Below are 16,251 nucleotides of genomic sequence, written 5' to 3'. Positions count from 1 at the left end.
CTCAATAGGAGCCTCCTTGACTTCCACGCAGAACACGCCCGGGAGCGTGGACGACGGCGACGTCGCGACCAATCGCCGGCGGTTCAGGTTCGAAAAGGACCACCCGGGCTACAAGTGGATCGCGCTGTCCAACACCACCCTCGGCATGCTCATGGTCGCGATCAACTCGTCGATCGTGATCATCTCGATGCCGGCGATCTTCCGCGGCATCGATCTCAATCCGCTCGAACCGGCCAACGTGAGTTACCTGCTGTGGCTGCTCATGGGTTTCATGCTCTCGTCCGCGGTGCTCGTCGTCATGTTCGGCCGGCTCGGCGATATGTACGGCCGGGTGCGGATCTACAACATGGGTTTCATGGTGTTCGCCGTTGCGGCGGTGGCGGTGTCGTTCGATCCGTTGCACGGCGGATCCGGCGCAATCTGGCTGATCGCCTGGCGGGTCATCCAGGGCGTGGGCGGTGCGATGATCCTGGCGAACTCGGCCGCGATCCTCACCGACGCCTTCCCGGCGAATCAGCGCGGCGTGGCCCTCGGCATCAACCAGGTGGCCGCGATCGCAGGCTCGTTCCTGGGCTTGATCATCGGCGGCGTGCTGTCGGAGTGGGACTGGCGCGCGGTGTTCTGGGTGAGCGTGCCGTTCGCCGTGATCGGCACGGTGTGGTCCTACCGGTCGTTGCAGGAGCTCGGCCAACGTTCCAGCGGCAAGCTGGACTGGGCCGGCACGATTACCTTCGGGCTCGGGCTCACCGTGCTGCTCACCGGTATCACCTACGGCATTCAGCCCTATGGCGATTCGCCCACCGGGTGGACCAGCCCCTGGGTGCTCGGTTCTGTGTTCGGCGGCCTCGCACTACTCGCGTTGTTCTGGGTGGTGGAATCGCGCGTCGCAGAGCCGATGTTCAACCTTGCGCTGTTCAAGATCAGGGCCTTCACGCTCAGCAACGTCGCCGGATTGATGGCCTCGATCGGGCGCGGCGGCCTGCAGTTCATGCTCATTATCTGGCTGCAGGGCATCTGGCTTCCATTGCACGGCTACGACTTCGAACAGACCCCGCTCTGGGCGGGCATCTACCTGCTGCCGATGACGATCGGTTTCCTCGTAGCGGGTCCGATCTCCGGCTACCTGTCCGATCGGTACGGCGCGCGACCGTTCGCCACCGGCGGGCTGCTCGTCGTCGCTGCCACCTTCGCCGCGCTTATGATCATCCCGGTCAACTTCGACTACTGGATCTTCGCACTGATCACGTTTGTCAACGGCATCGGATCGGGTCTGTTCTCCTCGCCGAACAGCGCGGCGATCATGTCGAGCGTGCCCGCCAACGAACGCGGTATCGCGTCGGGCATGCGCGGCACGTTGTTCAACGGTGGCAATGCGCTGTCGATCGGAATCTTCTTCTCCCTGATGGTCATCGGACTCGCGAACAGCCTGCCCGGCGCACTCGAGAAGGGGTTGACCACCCACGGAGTCTCCGGCGAGGTCGCGGGGCATGTCGCGGACCTGCCGCCGGTCGGCAGCCTGTTCGCGGCATTCCTCGGCTACAACCCCATCGAGGAACTGCTCGGCAGGACGGGCGAACTCGACCAGCAGGGCGTCGACTCGGCGACACTCACCGGCCAGGAGTTCTTCCCGAACCTGATCACTGGGCCATTCCACAACGGACTTGTCGTGGTGTTCCTCGGCGCGATCGTGATGACGCTCATCGGCGCGGCCGCGTCGTGGTTCGCCGGTGGGCGGTACGTACACGAAGAGGTGGTTGAAGTGGAGGAGTCCGATCTGGTGGAGTCTCGGTCGTGACCGCGCAATCCATGGCAGTGCAGAACCCGGCCGAGCCCGAGCAGGACTTGAAACAAGCCGTCGACGTATCGCTGACAATCGGCCGGCTTGTTCGCACGCTGCGCCGGTTCGGCGATCCGGCCACGTTGAGCCCCGGCTCAGCCTCGGCGCTCGCGACGCTGGTGTGGTCCGGACCGATGCGGCTGGGTGATCTCGCGGCCGCGGAACGCGTTACCGCGCCGACAATGTCGCGCATCGTCGCCGGACTCGACCGCGATGGTTATGTCGATCGCACTCCAGACCCCGCCGACGGCCGGGCGCAGCTGCTCGCCCCGTCCGAACAGGGCCGATCGCTTGCGACCGGGCTTCGCTCCGCGCGCATTCGCAAGGTCGCCGCCGCACTCGATCGGCTCGATGCCGCGCAGCGGGACGCGCTTGTCACCTCGCTCGCCGCGTTCGAGAAGGAACTCGACGAATAGCGCTCAGCTCAGCTCGACCCACACCGGCGCGTGGTCGCTCGCGCCGGTGCCCTTGCGCTCCTCGCGATCGATCCCGGCCGACGCGACGCGCTCCGTGAATGCCGGTGAGCCGAGCACGAAGTCGATGCGCATGCCCTCTCGGCGCGGGAAGCGCAGCTGGGTGTAGTCCCAGTACGTGTAGGTCCCGGGTCCGGGGGTGTGTGGCCGCACCACATCGGTGAAGCCGGATTCGATGAACGACTCGAACGCCTCGCGCTCGGCGATCGAGGTGTGCGTCTTGCCCACGAAGAGTTCCGGGGACCACACGTCTTCATCGGTCGGTGCGATGTTCCAGTCGCCGGCGAGGGCGATCTGCGCATCGGGATTGGCCGCGAGCCACTGCTCGGCCTCCTTGCGCAGGACCCGCAACCATTCGAGCTTGTAGTCGTAATGCGGATCGGTCAGCGAACGGCCATTCGGCACGTACAGGCTCCAGATCCGGACGCCGTCACAGGTCGCAGCAATCGCGCGGGATTCCACCACCGGGGCGGGAATCAGGGAGTCTGCTGCGTTCTTGTCGAATCCGGGCTGGCCGGGAAAAGCGACCTCGACGTCGTCGATTCCGACTCGGGACGCGATCGCCACGCCGTTCCACTGGTTGATCCCGACATGCGTGACGTCGTAACCGGCGTCCGCGAATCGCTCAGCCGGAAACTGCTCGTCGCGACACTTCGTCTCCTGCATCGCGAGCACGTCGATGTCGTTGTGGTCCAGCCAGCTCACCACCCGGTCGATGCGGGTGCGAATGGAGTTGACGTTCCAGGTGGCGACGCGCACGAATGCTCCGATCTCCTCTGCGATGAACCGCAGAGAGCGTATCCGGAGCGCGGGCAATTCATGCACGCCCGCTCGCGCTTCAGGTGATCGGTATGACCGTCACGTGGCGGGCGGTGGGCCCGGGTGGTCACTGGTGGCGGCGGGGTCGCGGCCGGCGGCGACTCAGTCGGAAGTGGACGGCCGCCGTTCCGGTCGCGGGCCGAGCACTTTCATGCGGAGCACTCGGTCGCGGGGGACTTCAACCGATTCGCCGTCGGCCTTGAGGACGATCAGCGGATCGTGGCCGAGCAGTTCGCCGATGACGTCGGTCAGCGGCGGTGTCGAACCGTCGGGACGCCGGTAGCGGATGACTACCCGGGTGCCCAGCGGGATGTCATTCATCGTCATGGCCGAGCCGGAGGGGATCAGTCCTCGTCGTCATGGCCGAACGGGTCGGGGCCTTCGCCCGGTACCCAGGAAAGGCCCGGCACACCCCAACCAGCGCGTTTGATCGCTTTCTTCGCCGCCCGGGCGTTGCGGCCGATCAGCACGTCGACATACAGAAAACCGTCCAGGTGACCGACCTCGTGCTGCAGCATCCGGGCGAAGAAGCCAGTGCCCTCGATCTCGACCGGTTCACCCTTCGCATCGGTGCCGGTCACGCGGGCCCAATCGGCACGCCCAGTCGGGTACTGCTCGCCGGGGACGGACAGGCAGCCCTCGTCGTTGTCGTCGGGGTCGGGCATCGTCTCGGGGATCTCCGAGGTCTCCAGCACGGGGTTGATGACCTCGCCCTTGCGGAAGTACTGCTTGCCGTCGGGGCCGATATCCGGGCAGTCGTAGATGAACAGCCGCAGTGGCACGCCGACCTGGTTGGCGGCGAGGCCGACACCGTTGGCCGCCTCGAGCGTCTCGTACATGTCGGAGATGAGCTGCGCGATCTCCTCCGGTGACGCGGTGACCTGTTCGGTCGGGTTGTGCAGAACAGGATCGCCGACGATGCGGATGGGGAGGACAGCCATGGTCGAGAGAATACTGTGGCGTCCTCGGACGCATTTGCCCGTACGGGCCCTCGCGACTCGCCCATACTTCGCCGCCCGACCGGTCGTTACGTGATTGAATGGCGACGAAACACATCCGTGTAGTTTCTCCGTGCAGTCGGCTGAGGGAGCGAGATGGACGGCGCAGCTGCGCATAGTCGGAATGAACTTGGACCGGACGGGCTGTCGGCGGAGGCCGATGACCGTGAAGTGGGGGGTCTGAGCCGTCGCGAGCGCGACATCCTCGCGTTCGAGCGGCAATGGTGGAAGTACGCCGGCGCGAAAGAAGAGGCCATCAAGGAGCTCTTCGATATGTCGGCGACTCGCTACTACCAGGTGCTGAACACGCTGGTGGACCGGCAGGAAGCCCTCGAAGCCGACCCGATGCTGATCAAGCGGCTGCGCCGATTGCGCGCCAGCCGCCAGAAGGCAAGGGCGGCACGTCGACTCGGATTCGACGTCACATAGCCGGTTCGGCAACGTTGCCGTATCCATTGCGTCGACTAGGGTCTCGACTGTGAGCAATCCGAATCCGGCGCCCTCAGGGCCCCCGCTTCGCGCGCTCGCGATGGTGTTGATCGCGCTCGCGATACTTTTCGCAGGTCTGGGCGCGTTGTCTTGGTCATCTGATTCCGACTCCGACGACGCTTCGCTGGCGGCTGCGGCCACAACCACGCAGACGGTCGCGGCGCGGCCGACTACCACCGTGCCGAAGGTTCCCGCGGTTGTCGCGAGACCGTCGACCAGCACGACATCCGCGGCGCCGACAACCACACCGTCTGCGACGACGACGCGAACGACCTCTGCCGCACCCACAACGAGCGCGGTCGCGCGGGCCTCGACGACGGCGGCCGCTGCTGCGACGACGACAGCCCGTGCGGGTGTCACCACAACGCCCGGCGCGGTGAGCGCCGACGTGGTCGCGGCGGTGCCGGTGCGCGTGCTCAACAACAGTGCGGTCGCCGGATTGGCCAACGAAACCGCGTCGGAACTGCGTGGGGATGGTTGGACGGTCACCGAGACCGGCAACTTCGCCGACCGCAACCTCACCGAATCCACGGTGTATTACAGCGACGAGCCGGGCGCGAAAGAGGCGGCGGCGATGATCGCGAAGCAGCTCGGCGCGGCTGTCGCACCAGCCATTCCAGAGATTCCCGCGACCAGCGACGGCGTGACGGTGATCCTGGCCGGAGAGTGATTCTCCCTTGCCCGCAGGCGTCCGGGAATCCCGGATTTGCCCGCGTCTATGATCAGTCCGACTTGCTTGCCACCCTTCGAAGGAGCGGTTGATGGTTTCCCCGGCCCGGCCCAGTGTTCGTCGCAACACCGTTCGCCTTGCGGCGCCCCTCGTCGCGGTCGCGGCACTCGGACTCGTAGCGTGCTCCAACGGCCAGGAGCCGAGCGACGTGGAAGGCACGACGCCGCCGGTGTGGACCGGTTCGCCCGCCCCGGCCGGTGCCGGCGAGGAGGAGGGCACCGCTGCGGAAGGCGAGAGCCTGGTCGCGACGCTGAAGGACCCGTCCGGCGGGGCCGCGGGAACCGTGAAGTTCACCAGCTCGGGCCGCTACGTCACGATCGAGGTTGAGGCGAGCGGCCTCGAGGGGGGCTTCCATGGCCTGCACATTCACGAATTCGCCAAGTGCGAGCCGAATTCGGTCGCGCCGTCCGGTGGTGCGCCCGCCAACTTCGCGTCCGCGGGTGGGCACTGGCAGGTGGAGGGCCACACCGGCCACCCGGCCACCGGTGACCTGACCTCGCTCTCCGTGCGTGAGGACGGCTTCGGTTCGCTGAGCACCACCACCGACGCCTTCACCATCGAAGAGCTGAAGGCCGACGGCGGCCACGCGGTGATGGTGCACGAGAAGGCCGACAACTTCGCCAACATCCCGACCCGCTACGCCCTCCCTGACAACGCGGCGGTTCCGGATCAGACCACGCTGAACACGGGCGATGCCGGGGCACGCGTGGCCTGCGGCGTCATCGAATAGTTCACCGCGCCAAGCCGAGCGACGGGAGTCGCATGACCGAGACATCGGCGGTTCCACGACTCGACTTCAACGCGTCGCCGCGCCACACCATCGGTGTGGAGTGGGAGATCGCGCTCGTCGACAAGCAGACCCGCGATCTCTCCAACACGGCGGCAGCGGTTTTCGATGCGGTCGGTGATCTTCCGCCGCGCGACGGCATCCAGCCGGTGACCAAGGAGTTGCTCCGCAACACCGTCGAATTGGTCACCGGCGTGCACGATTCCGTGGGCGAGGCCATGGACGACCTGCACGGGACGATGGACGTCGTGCGCAGGGCCGCATCGGAACACGGCGTCGATTTGTTCTGTGCTGGCACGCATCCCTTTGCCGAGTGGTCGAGCCAGCAGCTGACCCAGTCGCCGCATTACGACGAGCTGATCGAACGCACGCAGTGGTGGGGTCGGCAGATGCTGATCTGGGGCGTGCACGTGCACGTCGGGCTTTCACACCACGAGAAGGTCTTCCCGATCCTGAATTCGCTGCTGCTGCAGTACCCGCACCTCCTTGCGCTGTCCGCGTCGTCGCCGGTATGGGCCGGGGTGGACACCGGGTATGCGAGCAACCGCGCGCTGATGTTCCAGCAATTGCCGACGGCCGGGCTGCCGTTCCAGTTCGCGAATTGGTCGGAGTTCGAGGCGTTCGTGCGCGACCAGATGAAGACCGGCGTCATTGAGCAACTCGGTGGGATGCACTGGGACATCCGGCCCGCGCCGAAGTGGGGCACCATCGAGATCCGCGTTTGCGATGGCGTCTCCACTCGATCGGAACTTGCGGCCTTGACCGCGTTTACCCATTGCCTGGTCGTCGATCTCGACCGCCGCCTCGAGGCAGGCGAGGACCTACCGAGCATCCCGCCGTGGCACGTGCAGGAAAACAAGTGGCGTGCGGCTCGGTACGGGCTCGACGCGATCGTGATTGTGGACGCTGACAGCAACGAGCGGCTTGTGACCGAGGATCTCGATGATCTGCTGAACAAGCTCGAACCGACCGCGAAGCGCCTGGGTTGCTCCGACGAACTCGCTTTGGTGGCGGAAATCCCGCGCCATGGCGCGTCGTATCAGCGGCAGCGCGCGGTGGCCAAGGCCAACGGTGGCGACCTCGTCGCGGTGGTGGACTCGCTGGTCAACGAACTCGATTCGTAACCTGCCCGTCGAGGAAGGTCGATTCGTCACCTTACGGTCGAGCGGTCGTCGGAGGCCGTTCAGCTGCCGTTTACTATCGGCACATGCTGCTCGAAAAGGTAAGGACGCCGGGTAATCGGCCGTCGTTGCCTTTTGCGATGGCCGCCGTGGTTGTCGGCGTGGCGATTCTCCTCGTCGTGGTGCAGATCGTGGCGATGGCGGCCGGATTCCAAGGACCGCTCACGAGCCTGGCCGGAGACTTCGTCGCGACTCCGAAATCGGCGTCGGTGCCGTGGGCCGGACTGGCCCTCGCCCTGGTCGGGATCAGCGCCCGCAGACGAGTGATCGCACTCGCCGCGGCAGTCGGCATCGACATCGTCTTCGCCGCGGTTCGCGCATTCCGGGGTGGCGTGCTCACCGTCGGCAACGGTCCGACCATCGTGCTCACCGGTCTGGTGCTGATCGCCTGGCTGCGGTGGAGCGGCGCCGACCGGCGCAACGCATTACACGCCGCCGGCCTCGGCGCGCTGTTGATCCTCGCCACGAAGATCGGCGACACCTGGCTGCACTTCACTGCGAACGCGCTGCCCAATGTGTGGGACCAGTACGCGCTCGTCGCGGACCGCGCACTCGGCTCGCCGTCGTGGGTGCTCGGCCGCGCGGTGGAGGCGGCCGGTCCGGTCGGATACAACGTTCTGCACTGGGTCTACATCGAGTTGCCGGTCGCGGCGATCGCGGTCGCGATCTGGCAGCTGCGCAACGTCGCCTCGACGGGTATCTGGCCGACGCACTACCTGGTGCGCACATTCCTCGTACTGGGCCTGATCGGTCCGGTGATCTACATGCTGTTCCCGGTCGTGGGACCGATCTTCGCGTTCGGCTCCGAGGGCGGCGCCTACTCGATGGGCGACTACTGGCCGGATGTGAACCCGCCGATCGATCAACCGCAGCCGATGCCGTTCGACGACTTCACCCCGCGCAACTGCATGCCCTCGATGCACACCGCCTGGGCACTTGCGCTTTTCCTGCACTCCCGGCGCGGACCGGTCTGGTTGCGGTGGGGCGGCACGGTCTGGCTGCTCTGCACCCTCACCGCGACACTGGGTTTCGGATACCACTACGGCGTCGACCTCATCGTCGGCGCGATGCTGTGCCTGACCGTCGAGTCCGCGCTGCGCGATCCGGAACGCGGCTGGGGCTGGTTCCGGATTCGCCTGGTCGGCGGTGGGGCCCTGGCCTTCGCCGGACTCATGTTGTCCTACCGATTGCTTGCCGAGACTCTCGCGGAGCACCCCGCGCCGTCGGGCATCCTGCTCGTCGGGGTGCTTGCGGCGATGGTCGCCGGGTACTGGGTGACCTTCTTCCCGCCGGCCTGGTGGAGCCGGGGCGATGACGATGCCTCGTCCACGCCGGAACTCTCCCAGGGCGAACTCGTCGACCGGGCCGTGTGAACCAGTCCGGCTGATTCACCACGGTCCGGCCTCGCGAATTACCGTGCGGCGGAACGCGCCTGCCAGCGGCCGACCACAAGGTCGAGTGCCAGGAACGCTGCGACGCTGATGCCGAGCAGCGGAACATACCAGCCGACGAAGACCGTTCCCACGATCACGGCGGTCAATGGCACCGGGCCGATTCGGCGGAGACCGCCGCGTGCCGGTGCGCGTCCCACCCGGCCCGGTCCGCGGACCGGACGTCGCTGCCACCACATGACATAGCCCCGGACGATCACGGTGAGCAACCCAACCGCGAGCAACGCGAGGGCGATTTGATTGGCAAGGCCGAACAAGAGGCCCATGTGCAGCGCGATACCCCAGGTGGTCAGCTTTGCCGCGAACGGCCAGTCGGCGAACCGAACCACATCGGCCACGGTGCCCGACGCGCCATCGATGGCGATCGAGTCAGTGGCGAACTGCCAGGGCTGTCGCGTCTCGGTGACCTTGAAAGCGGTTGCCGTATCGGCTGGAATTGTCGACTCGACGGCATTGCTGACGCCGTTGCGTGCGGCTACAGCCAACACCGAATCGAGCTCGTCGATCCGGTTCGCTAGCTCGGCGGGGTCCGCAACCCGGTGCTGCGCCGCACCATGACCATCGTGCCCGCCGCCGGAGGTCGGCGCGGTCTCTGCTCCGCCGAGTGCCGTCTCGACGGCCGGAGTCTTCCAGTTCAGCGCGCTGCGCAGGTCGGTGATGTTCTCGCCGGCGTAGCGCGACCAGGTCAGCCCGGTGGCGGACAGGAACACCAGGCCCACCGCTAGCCAGAGGCCGACAACGCCATGCCAGTTCAGCGTGCGAACGCGGGCCTTGCTGGTCCGGTCCAGTGTCCACAGTCGAACCGTCGACCCTTTGCGTGCGCGGGACGTCCGGTAGCGCGCGAACCACAGGTAGCAGCCGCCGAGTGCGACCACCCATAGCCACGACGCCGCGAGCTCGCTGTAGATGCGGCCCGGTTCGCCGAGGTGCAGGTGCCGGTGCAGCTGCGAAATCCAGGTGCGTATTGGCAGTGCGCTGCTGCTTCCGTAGACGACGAGATCGCCGAGCGGCTGCGCGGTCACCGGGTCGATGAACACGGCCCGCCGCTCCGACTCACCCAGGCTCGGGTCGGTGAAAAGCACGCGGGTCGTGTCACCGGGCTGCGGTGCGGGCCGCACGGCATTCAGTGCCAGCCCCGGCTGGACCTGCTGGGCCGCGCGGACCTGCTCGGCCATCGGCATCGCCGGTCCGGTCGAGTCGACATGCAGGTATTCGCGGTAGACAACCTTCTCGAGGGTCGGAGCCAGGGCGTAGAGGCCACCGCTGATGGTGGCCACGATGAGGAATGGGGCGATCAGGATTCCGGCGTAGAAGTGCAACCGCAGGATCAGCGGGCGCAGCGACCGGGCGGGCTGGCCGGAAGGTCTGGAGTCGGCGTCATCGCGCGCGACTTCGGTTGTCGTCAACGAATGTCTCGTTTCGATTCGGCGAGCCGCCGGCGGTCACACGACGCGCAAGGGTCGGCTCGAATGGACGCGCGGCGGCTCGGAAAGCGCAGCGCGAGAAGCCACCCCACGAATGCGGGGTGGTGTGCGAATCAGGCGAGGACGGGTGGACCGCGGGTGCCGTCGGCGGCACCGACCAAAAGTTCCAGGGCACGGGCGCGCCGAGTACCGGGCGTACGCACCCACAGTGGGGTGTGAACGCGCAGCGGAGTCAGGATCGCGACAGCGATCCGGGCGATTGCGGCAAACGCTGCCGCACAGGCACGTTCACCGCCGCGGATCAGGATCGCCGCGACGACCGTTGCGGCGGCGTGGGCGCCGAGCATCGCGGGCGATAGTTGCAGACCGTGCGAATGCACGCTGGTGAGGGCAAGTGTGGCGTGGCCGACGAGTTGGCCTGCGGCGACCACGACGATCAGGATCGGCAGCACCAGCTCGGTGATCCGAGCGCTCGCTACGGCTGCGCCGGTCGCGGTGCACGCAAGGAGCAAGGCGACGATCGCGGCTTGGCCGGGCGGCATGCCACCGCCCGCGGCGCCGTGCGCAGCGATGGCAATAGCACCGGATAGGGCGCCGACAGCGCAACCGCGCAGTCGCGCGACCGCTTCACCGCGCGATTGCATGGAGAGAAGAATACTGGGTGGTCAGGAAGGTATTCGCGCGCAGGCAGCGTCAGAAGCGTTCGACCTCGTCGTCGAGTTCGTTGATTGCCAGCAGTCCGTCCTGGTCGCGCTGCTCGCGATAGGCGACCCGGCCGACCATATGGGCAACCACCGGCGCGGTGACCAAGGTGAACAGCCCGACCAGGACCAGCATCCAGATGTCCACATTGCCGCGCAGGTTGATTACCGCACCGGTCAGCACCAAAACCATGCCGACCACCTGTGGTTTCGTCGCGGGGTGCATGCGCGAGAGGGTGTCGCCGAACCGGACGATTCCGACCGCCGCCGTCATCGCCAGCAGCGCGCCGAGAATGATCAGCGTCCCGGAGATCACGTCGAGCACAATCACTTTCCGGCCTCCCCGTTCTGCTTGTTGTCGGGTACCCGGAACCGGGCGACACTGGCGGAACCTAGGAAGCCGACGAGTGACAGCGCCACGATCGCCGGCACCACGGCGGTGTCGCGGCTCCACGTCGCCCACACCGCGAGACCGCAGATGGAAACGGCGATGAGGGTGTCGATGCCGATCAGCCGGTCCAGCGTGCTCGGGCCGGCCATGACGCGGTAGGTGGTCAGCACGGCGGCGACCAGCAGCATCGCGCCCGCGATGATCGCGACTGTTGTCATTGCTCGCCTCCGGACGAGGTTGTCATTGCTCGCCTCCGGACGAGGTTGTCATTGCGCGACCTCCGGCGAAGGTCGTCATGATCCGGCCTCCTCGTCCCGCCCTGAAATCTCGGCTGGATCAGGCCCCTGCCATTCGCTCGGCCGCTCGAACGTGGCGACGAAGGCCGCCTCGATGCGCCGGGTCGTCTTGTAGAAGTAGTCGACTGCCTTCTCGCTGCCCACGTCGAGCACGTGCACATAGGCGACGCGCCGATCACGGTCGAGTTCGAGCACCATCGTGCCGGGGATCAGGTTGAGTACGTCGCAGGTCAGCACAAGCACCAGGTCGGACTGGATGTTCAGCCGAACCCGCAGCACGCCGGTGACCGGTGGGGGCGATGGTCGAATCGCGAGCCAGGCAACCTGCAGGCTCGACTCCAGCGACAGGTAGATCACCAGGCCGACCAGCTTCACGAACGACACCGGATGCAACCGGCCGGAGACCGGGACCCGCGGCAGCGGAAGCATCACCATGATCACGACGCCGACGGCGAGCCCGGCGAGAATATTGCCGACACTGACGTGGCCCCACAGCCAGCAGTAGACGAGTGTCAGCCAGGCCAGGACGCCGAATTGGACGAGCCGTGTGCGGGTCATGGCGCTCCACCTGCCTCGACCTGTTCGACGTAGCCCGGGCCGAGCACCGCGTCGATATAGATCGAACGGTCCTGCAGATCGACCGCGGCCCGGTCACTTATCTCGATGATCTGCCCGGCGAACACCATCATCGCCAGGCCGACCGCGATCAGCGCGCCCGTCGGCACGAGCATGAACACCGGCATCCGCCCGACATCGGCCCGCTTGGCGTACGCAATGTCGAAGGACTCGTCGATCAGGGCCGACGGCGCGGCGTCGGCGCGATCGCCCTCGGGTGCGTCTGCGCGCGGCCGCCAGAACGCCTTCGTCCACACCCGGGCCACGGCATAGAGCGTGAGCAGGCTGGTCAGGGTGCCGCCGGCAACAAGAACCCACGCGAGCACACTCGCCTGCTGGGTGCCCGCCTCGAGCAGCGCGATCTTCCCGATGAATCCCGAGAACGGCGGTATACCACCCAGGTTCAGCGCCGGAAGCAGGAACACCACGGCAAGCACGGGACTGGCTGCGAGACCGCCGAGGCGCCGCAACGACGAGGATCCGGCTTGCCGCTCGATCAGGCCGACCACCAGGAACAGCGTGGTCTGCACGAGGATGTGGTGCGCGACGTAGTACACCGCGCCGGACAAGCCGGCGGTGGTGGACAGTGCGATGCCGAACACCATGTAGCCGATATGGCTGACGAGGGTGAAGGACAGCAGACGCTTGATGTCGTTCTGCGCGATCGCGCCGAGGATGCCGACGATCATCGTCAGCAGACCGGCGATCATCAGCACGTTGTCGAGCTCGCCGCCCGGAAAGAGCAGGGTGTGCGTGCGCATGATCGCGTACACACCGACCTTGGTGAGCAAGCCTGCGAAGACCGCGGTGACCGGCGCGGGCGCGGTCGGGTAGGAGTCGGGCAGCCAGTTCGACAGCGGGAAGATGGCTGCCTTGATGCCGAATGCGACGAGCAGCACCGCGAAGATCGCGGTCCGGATGCCGACCGGAACCCCGTCCATGCGCACCGCCATCTGCGCCAAGTTCAGCGTGCCGGTCGCCGCGTAGGCAAACGCGATGCCGCACAGGAACACGAGCGACGACACCATCGAGACCATCACGTACGACACGCCCGCCCGCACCCGATCGATGCTGGCGCCGAGGGTCAGTAGCACGAACGACGCGGCCAGCAGCACCTCGAAGCCCACGAACAGGTTGAACAGGTCGCCGGCGAGGAACGCGTTGCACACGCCCGCGGTCAGCACCAGGTAGGTGGGCAGGAAGATCGACACCGGCTGGTGCTCGGTGCCGTCGCGCACACCCTGGCCGACGGCGTAGACGATGACGGCAAGCAGCACGATCGACGACACGACCAGCATCAGTGCCGCGAGTCGGTCGACGACCAGCGTGATGCCGATCGGCGCATCCCAGCCACCCACCTGCAGCGCGGTGGTGCCGTCCCGGTCGGCGAGGTACAGCAGCAGTCCGGAGACCGCGAGCACGATGGTGAGCGCGCTGATAGTCACGACGCGCTGCACCCGCGGGCGTCGGGCGAGCACGAGGGTGATCGCCGCGGCGAGCAGCGGGACGAGCACCGGCAGCGGCATCAGTGTGGTGATCAGGCTCTGCGGCAGGGTCATGGGATCCGGTCTCCGCGTTGCGCGGTCTCCCGGCGGTCGACTCCGCCGTGCAACTCCTCGTAGCCCTCGATGTCCTCCAGGCTGGGCAGCTGGTCCAGCGGGATCGGGTTGCCGTGGGCATCGAACGCGTCGCCGAGCGGCGTAGCCGCACCCGTCTCGGGGTCGTCGGAGCGGTCCCGGTCGGGAGCGTCGGCACGCGATCGCCGCGACGCGACCTTGAGGTCCTCGGGGTCGTCTTCGACGGTGTCCTGCGTGGTCATCGTGAAGGAGCGGTAGCCGAGTGCGAGCACGAACGCCGCCACACCCATCGTGATGACGATCGCGGTGAGGATCATTGCCTGGGCGAGTGGGTCCGACATCCGCTCCGATACCTCGGACTCGCGTCCGACGATCGCGGGCGCTCCGTCGGCGCCGCCCACGGTGAGGATGAGCAGGTTGACCGCGTTGCCGAACAGCACCAGCCCGAGCAGCATCTTCGTCACGCTGCGCTCGAGGATCAGGTAGACACCGCATGACACGAGCACCCCGATGACCACGAGCAAAACGAGATTCGCGCTCATCGCTGCTCCACCTCCAGCGCCGTTTCGGTTCGGGCCGTGCTGGCGCCCGTCTCCTCGGGGCTGTCCAGGCGGGCGCCGAGACTGCGCAGGACGTCGAGAACCAGGCCGACGACGATTAGATACACGCCGAAATCGAAGAACAGTGCGGTGACCAGCGTGACGTCACCGATCAAGGGCAGCGTCGCCTCGAGCGTTGCGGACGACAGCGCCGGCGCGCCGAGCAGCATCGACACCACCGCGGTGCCCGCGGAGAAAATCAGGCCGACACCGAGGATGTGCCCGGCGTCCAGGGGCAGCGCCTCGCCGAGTTCGTACCGCCCGCCGGCGAGGTAGCGCAGCACCAGCGCGAGACCGGCGGTGAGACCGCCGGCGAATCCGCCGCCGGGTGCGTTGTGGCCGCTGAAGAAGAAGTACACCGACAGCACCATGATCGTGGGGAAGACGAGTCGCGTCGTCACCTCGAGGATGAGCAGTCGGTGCCGGGTGGGGATCAGGTCGCCGCCGCGCAGCCAGGTAACGGCGTCCGGGTGACCGCTGCCGCCCGACACGGTTTCGGCCGATGCATCGGCGACGCGGGGAGCGAGGCCGAACCGGCGGTTCCGGAACACCAGCGATGCCACGCCGGTGGCGGCCACCAGCAGCACGGATATCTCGCCGAGTGTGTCCCACGCGCGGATGTCGACGAGCAGCACGTTGACCACGTTCTTGCCGTGCCCGACGTTGTAGGCGAGGTCCGGTAGTTGCAGCGAGATCGGCGCGGCACTGCGTGCGTTGACCGCGAACGCGGCCATCGCAGTCACCATGGCGCCGACAGCGATCGCAATCACGACACGCACAGGGCGGTACTTCGCGGCGCCGCGGTCGTCCACCTCTGCGGGCAGCTTGCGCAGTACCAGTACGAAGATCACCAGGGTCAGGGTTTCCACCAGGAACTGGGTGAGTGCCAGGTCGGGCGCGCCGTGTACGGCGAACAGCACGCCGCACCCGTACCCGGTGACCCCCACGAGCAGCACGCTCGCCAGCCGGTTGCGCATCACCGCGGTGCCGACGGCGGTGACGAGGATGATCGCGCCCACCACGAGTTGGATCGGTGAATCCCAGAGCCGGAAGCCGACATCGATGCGCGCGCCGAACAGCAGCACCACTGACGGGAGCAGCGCGAATGTGATGAGGATGATCGCCTGCGTCAGCGGAAGCGAACCGCGCTGGGTGAACCGGGTCAACACACCCGACATCGCATCGAGGCCGTCGAGCGCGCGGTCGTAGGCGCGGTCGGCGTTGCCGAGCCAGGCGCGGCGGTGCCAGTGCGTAATCCGGTCGAGGCGCAGGTACCCGAGCACACCGCCGGCGATGACGATGACGGTCAGTGCGAGCGGCAGGCCGAATCCGTGCCACAGCGCGAGGTGGTAATCGAGCTGGCCGGGCAGGGTCTCGGCGTAGGGCGCGAGAAGTCGGTCGACCGCGGGTGCGGCGAGACCACCGACGAGTCCGCCGAGCGCCAGTGCCGCCGGGACGGACAGCAGCAGCGGGCCGGGGGCGTGCAGCCCTTCCACGGCCGGGCTCGGCTCCGGACGGCCCTTGCCGCCGAACCCGTCCCAGATCAGCCGCACGCTGTAGGCGACGGTCAGCATCGAACCGACCACGACACCGACGAGCAAGGCAATCGCCCAGCCACGGCCGATCACGTCGGTGGTGGCGATCGCGTCGAGCGCTGCCTCCTTCGCGACGAAACCGAGCAGTGGCGGTATCCCGGCCATGCTCGCCGCGGCCAATCCGGCTATCGCCGCAAGCAGCGGTAGCCGACCACCCAGATGCGCGAGCTTGCGCAGGTCGCGGGTGCCGGTCGCGTGGTCGATGATGCCGACGACCATGAAAAGCGTCGCCTTGAACAGGCCGTGCGCGAGCATCAGCGCAGTGCCGGCGAGGGCGGCATTGGGTGT

18 protein-coding genes are annotated in these 16,251 nt (G+C 67.1%); 7 read left to right on the top strand and 11 right to left on the bottom strand.

The window, feature by feature from the left end; all coding sequences use genetic code 11:
* The first annotated feature begins 145 nt into the window (after nt 1-145).
* Entirely contained in the window at nt 146-1,795 is a 1,650-nt protein-coding gene (locus tag A8G08_RS21390) for an MFS transporter (RefSeq protein ID WP_245672940.1), read from the top strand.
* A complete protein-coding gene (locus tag A8G08_RS21385) occupies nt 1,792-2,253 on the top strand; it encodes a MarR family winged helix-turn-helix transcriptional regulator (protein ID WP_245672937.1) in 462 nt (153 codons plus the stop codon). The genes A8G08_RS21390 and A8G08_RS21385 overlap by 4 nt, the downstream gene beginning before the upstream one ends.
* A 3-nt stretch (nt 2,254-2,256) precedes the next feature.
* On the opposite strand, the gene A8G08_RS21380 is transcribed toward A8G08_RS21385, so the two are convergent.
* From A8G08_RS21380 to A8G08_RS21370, 3 genes are all read right to left on the bottom strand, one after another.
* A complete protein-coding gene (locus tag A8G08_RS21380; protein ID WP_068278755.1) occupies nt 2,257-3,069 on the bottom strand; it encodes an exodeoxyribonuclease III in 813 nt (270 codons plus the stop codon).
* A 162-nt stretch (nt 3,070-3,231) separates the two neighbouring features.
* Nucleotides 3,232-3,456, bottom strand: coding sequence for a putative acetyltransferase (locus A8G08_RS21375; RefSeq protein ID WP_068278627.1), 225 nt, complete (start codon nt 3,454-3,456; stop codon nt 3,232-3,234).
* A gap of 17 nt (nt 3,457-3,473) precedes the next feature.
* Nucleotides 3,474-4,070 carry a peptide deformylase gene (locus tag A8G08_RS21370; RefSeq protein WP_068278625.1) on the bottom strand — a complete coding sequence of 199 codons (597 nt, stop codon included), beginning with the start codon at nt 4,068-4,070 and terminating at the stop codon, nt 3,474-3,476.
* 153 nt (nt 4,071-4,223) lie between these two features.
* Here A8G08_RS21370 and napA point away from each other — a divergent pair, with 153 nt between their 5' ends.
* From napA to A8G08_RS21345, 5 genes are all read left to right on the top strand, one after another.
* Complete coding sequence (napA, locus tag A8G08_RS21365; RefSeq protein WP_068278623.1) at nt 4,224-4,556, top strand: nucleoid-associated protein NapA; 333 nt, start codon at nt 4,224-4,226, stop codon at nt 4,554-4,556.
* A gap of 100 nt (nt 4,557-4,656) precedes the next feature.
* The gene (locus A8G08_RS21360; protein WP_425394589.1) at nt 4,657-5,286 is read left to right on the top strand and encodes a LytR C-terminal domain-containing protein; all 630 of its coding nucleotides are present in this window, start codon (nt 4,657-4,659) and stop codon (nt 5,284-5,286) included.
* A gap of 91 nt (nt 5,287-5,377) precedes the next feature.
* Nucleotides 5,378-6,076, top strand: coding sequence for a superoxide dismutase[Cu-Zn] (sodC, locus tag A8G08_RS21355; protein ID WP_068278619.1), 699 nt, complete (start codon nt 5,378-5,380; stop codon nt 6,074-6,076).
* Between the two features lie 32 nt (nt 6,077-6,108).
* Nucleotides 6,109-7,257, top strand: coding sequence for a glutamate--cysteine ligase (locus tag A8G08_RS21350; protein ID WP_068278617.1), 1,149 nt, complete (start codon nt 6,109-6,111; stop codon nt 7,255-7,257).
* A 137-nt stretch (nt 7,258-7,394) separates the two neighbouring features.
* Nucleotides 7,395-8,687 carry a phosphatase PAP2 family protein gene (locus A8G08_RS21345; RefSeq protein ID WP_068278616.1) on the top strand — a complete coding sequence of 431 codons (1,293 nt, stop codon included), beginning with the start codon at nt 7,395-7,397 and terminating at the stop codon, nt 8,685-8,687.
* A 38-nt stretch (nt 8,688-8,725) separates the two neighbouring features.
* On the opposite strand, the gene A8G08_RS21340 is transcribed toward A8G08_RS21345, so the two are convergent.
* The 8 genes from A8G08_RS21340 to mbhE all read right to left on the bottom strand — a co-directional run.
* Complete coding sequence (locus A8G08_RS21340) at nt 8,726-10,171, bottom strand: PepSY-associated TM helix domain-containing protein (protein WP_068278614.1); 1,446 nt, start codon at nt 10,169-10,171, stop codon at nt 8,726-8,728.
* A gap of 131 nt (nt 10,172-10,302) precedes the next feature.
* Entirely contained in the window at nt 10,303-10,833 is a 531-nt protein-coding gene (locus A8G08_RS21335) for a hypothetical protein (RefSeq protein WP_068278612.1), read from the bottom strand.
* A gap of 49 nt (nt 10,834-10,882) precedes the next feature.
* A complete protein-coding gene (gene mnhG / locus A8G08_RS21330) occupies nt 10,883-11,221 on the bottom strand; it encodes a monovalent cation/H(+) antiporter subunit G (RefSeq protein ID WP_084436681.1) in 339 nt (112 codons plus the stop codon).
* Complete coding sequence (locus A8G08_RS21325; protein WP_068278611.1) at nt 11,218-11,499, bottom strand: monovalent cation/H+ antiporter complex subunit F; 282 nt, start codon at nt 11,497-11,499, stop codon at nt 11,218-11,220. Before A8G08_RS21325 ends, mnhG begins: the two co-directional genes overlap by 4 nt.
* A 75-nt stretch (nt 11,500-11,574) precedes the next feature.
* Entirely contained in the window at nt 11,575-12,135 is a 561-nt protein-coding gene (locus tag A8G08_RS21320) for a Na+/H+ antiporter subunit E (RefSeq protein WP_068278610.1), read from the bottom strand.
* Nucleotides 12,132-13,751 (bottom strand): Na+/H+ antiporter subunit D, encoded by a 1,620-nt coding sequence (locus tag A8G08_RS21315; RefSeq protein ID WP_068278609.1) that lies wholly within the window; start codon nt 13,749-13,751, stop codon nt 12,132-12,134. Before A8G08_RS21315 ends, A8G08_RS21320 begins: the two co-directional genes overlap by 4 nt.
* On the bottom strand, nt 13,748-14,311 hold the full coding sequence (locus tag A8G08_RS21310) for a Na(+)/H(+) antiporter subunit C (RefSeq protein WP_068278608.1): 564 nt from the start codon (nt 14,309-14,311) through the stop codon (nt 13,748-13,750). Before A8G08_RS21310 ends, A8G08_RS21315 begins: the two co-directional genes overlap by 4 nt.
* Nucleotides 14,308-16,251: hydrogen gas-evolving membrane-bound hydrogenase subunit E (mbhE, locus tag A8G08_RS21305; RefSeq protein WP_068278606.1), on the bottom strand; the 1,944-nt coding region annotated here is incomplete at its 5' end. The genes mbhE and A8G08_RS21310, both read right to left, overlap by 4 nt.

This window comes from Aldersonia kunmingensis (genome assembly GCF_001646865.1).
Taxonomy (GTDB): domain Bacteria; phylum Actinomycetota; class Actinomycetes; order Mycobacteriales; family Mycobacteriaceae; genus Aldersonia; species Aldersonia kunmingensis.
This window is presented reverse-complemented; position numbering and strand designations above follow the sequence as displayed.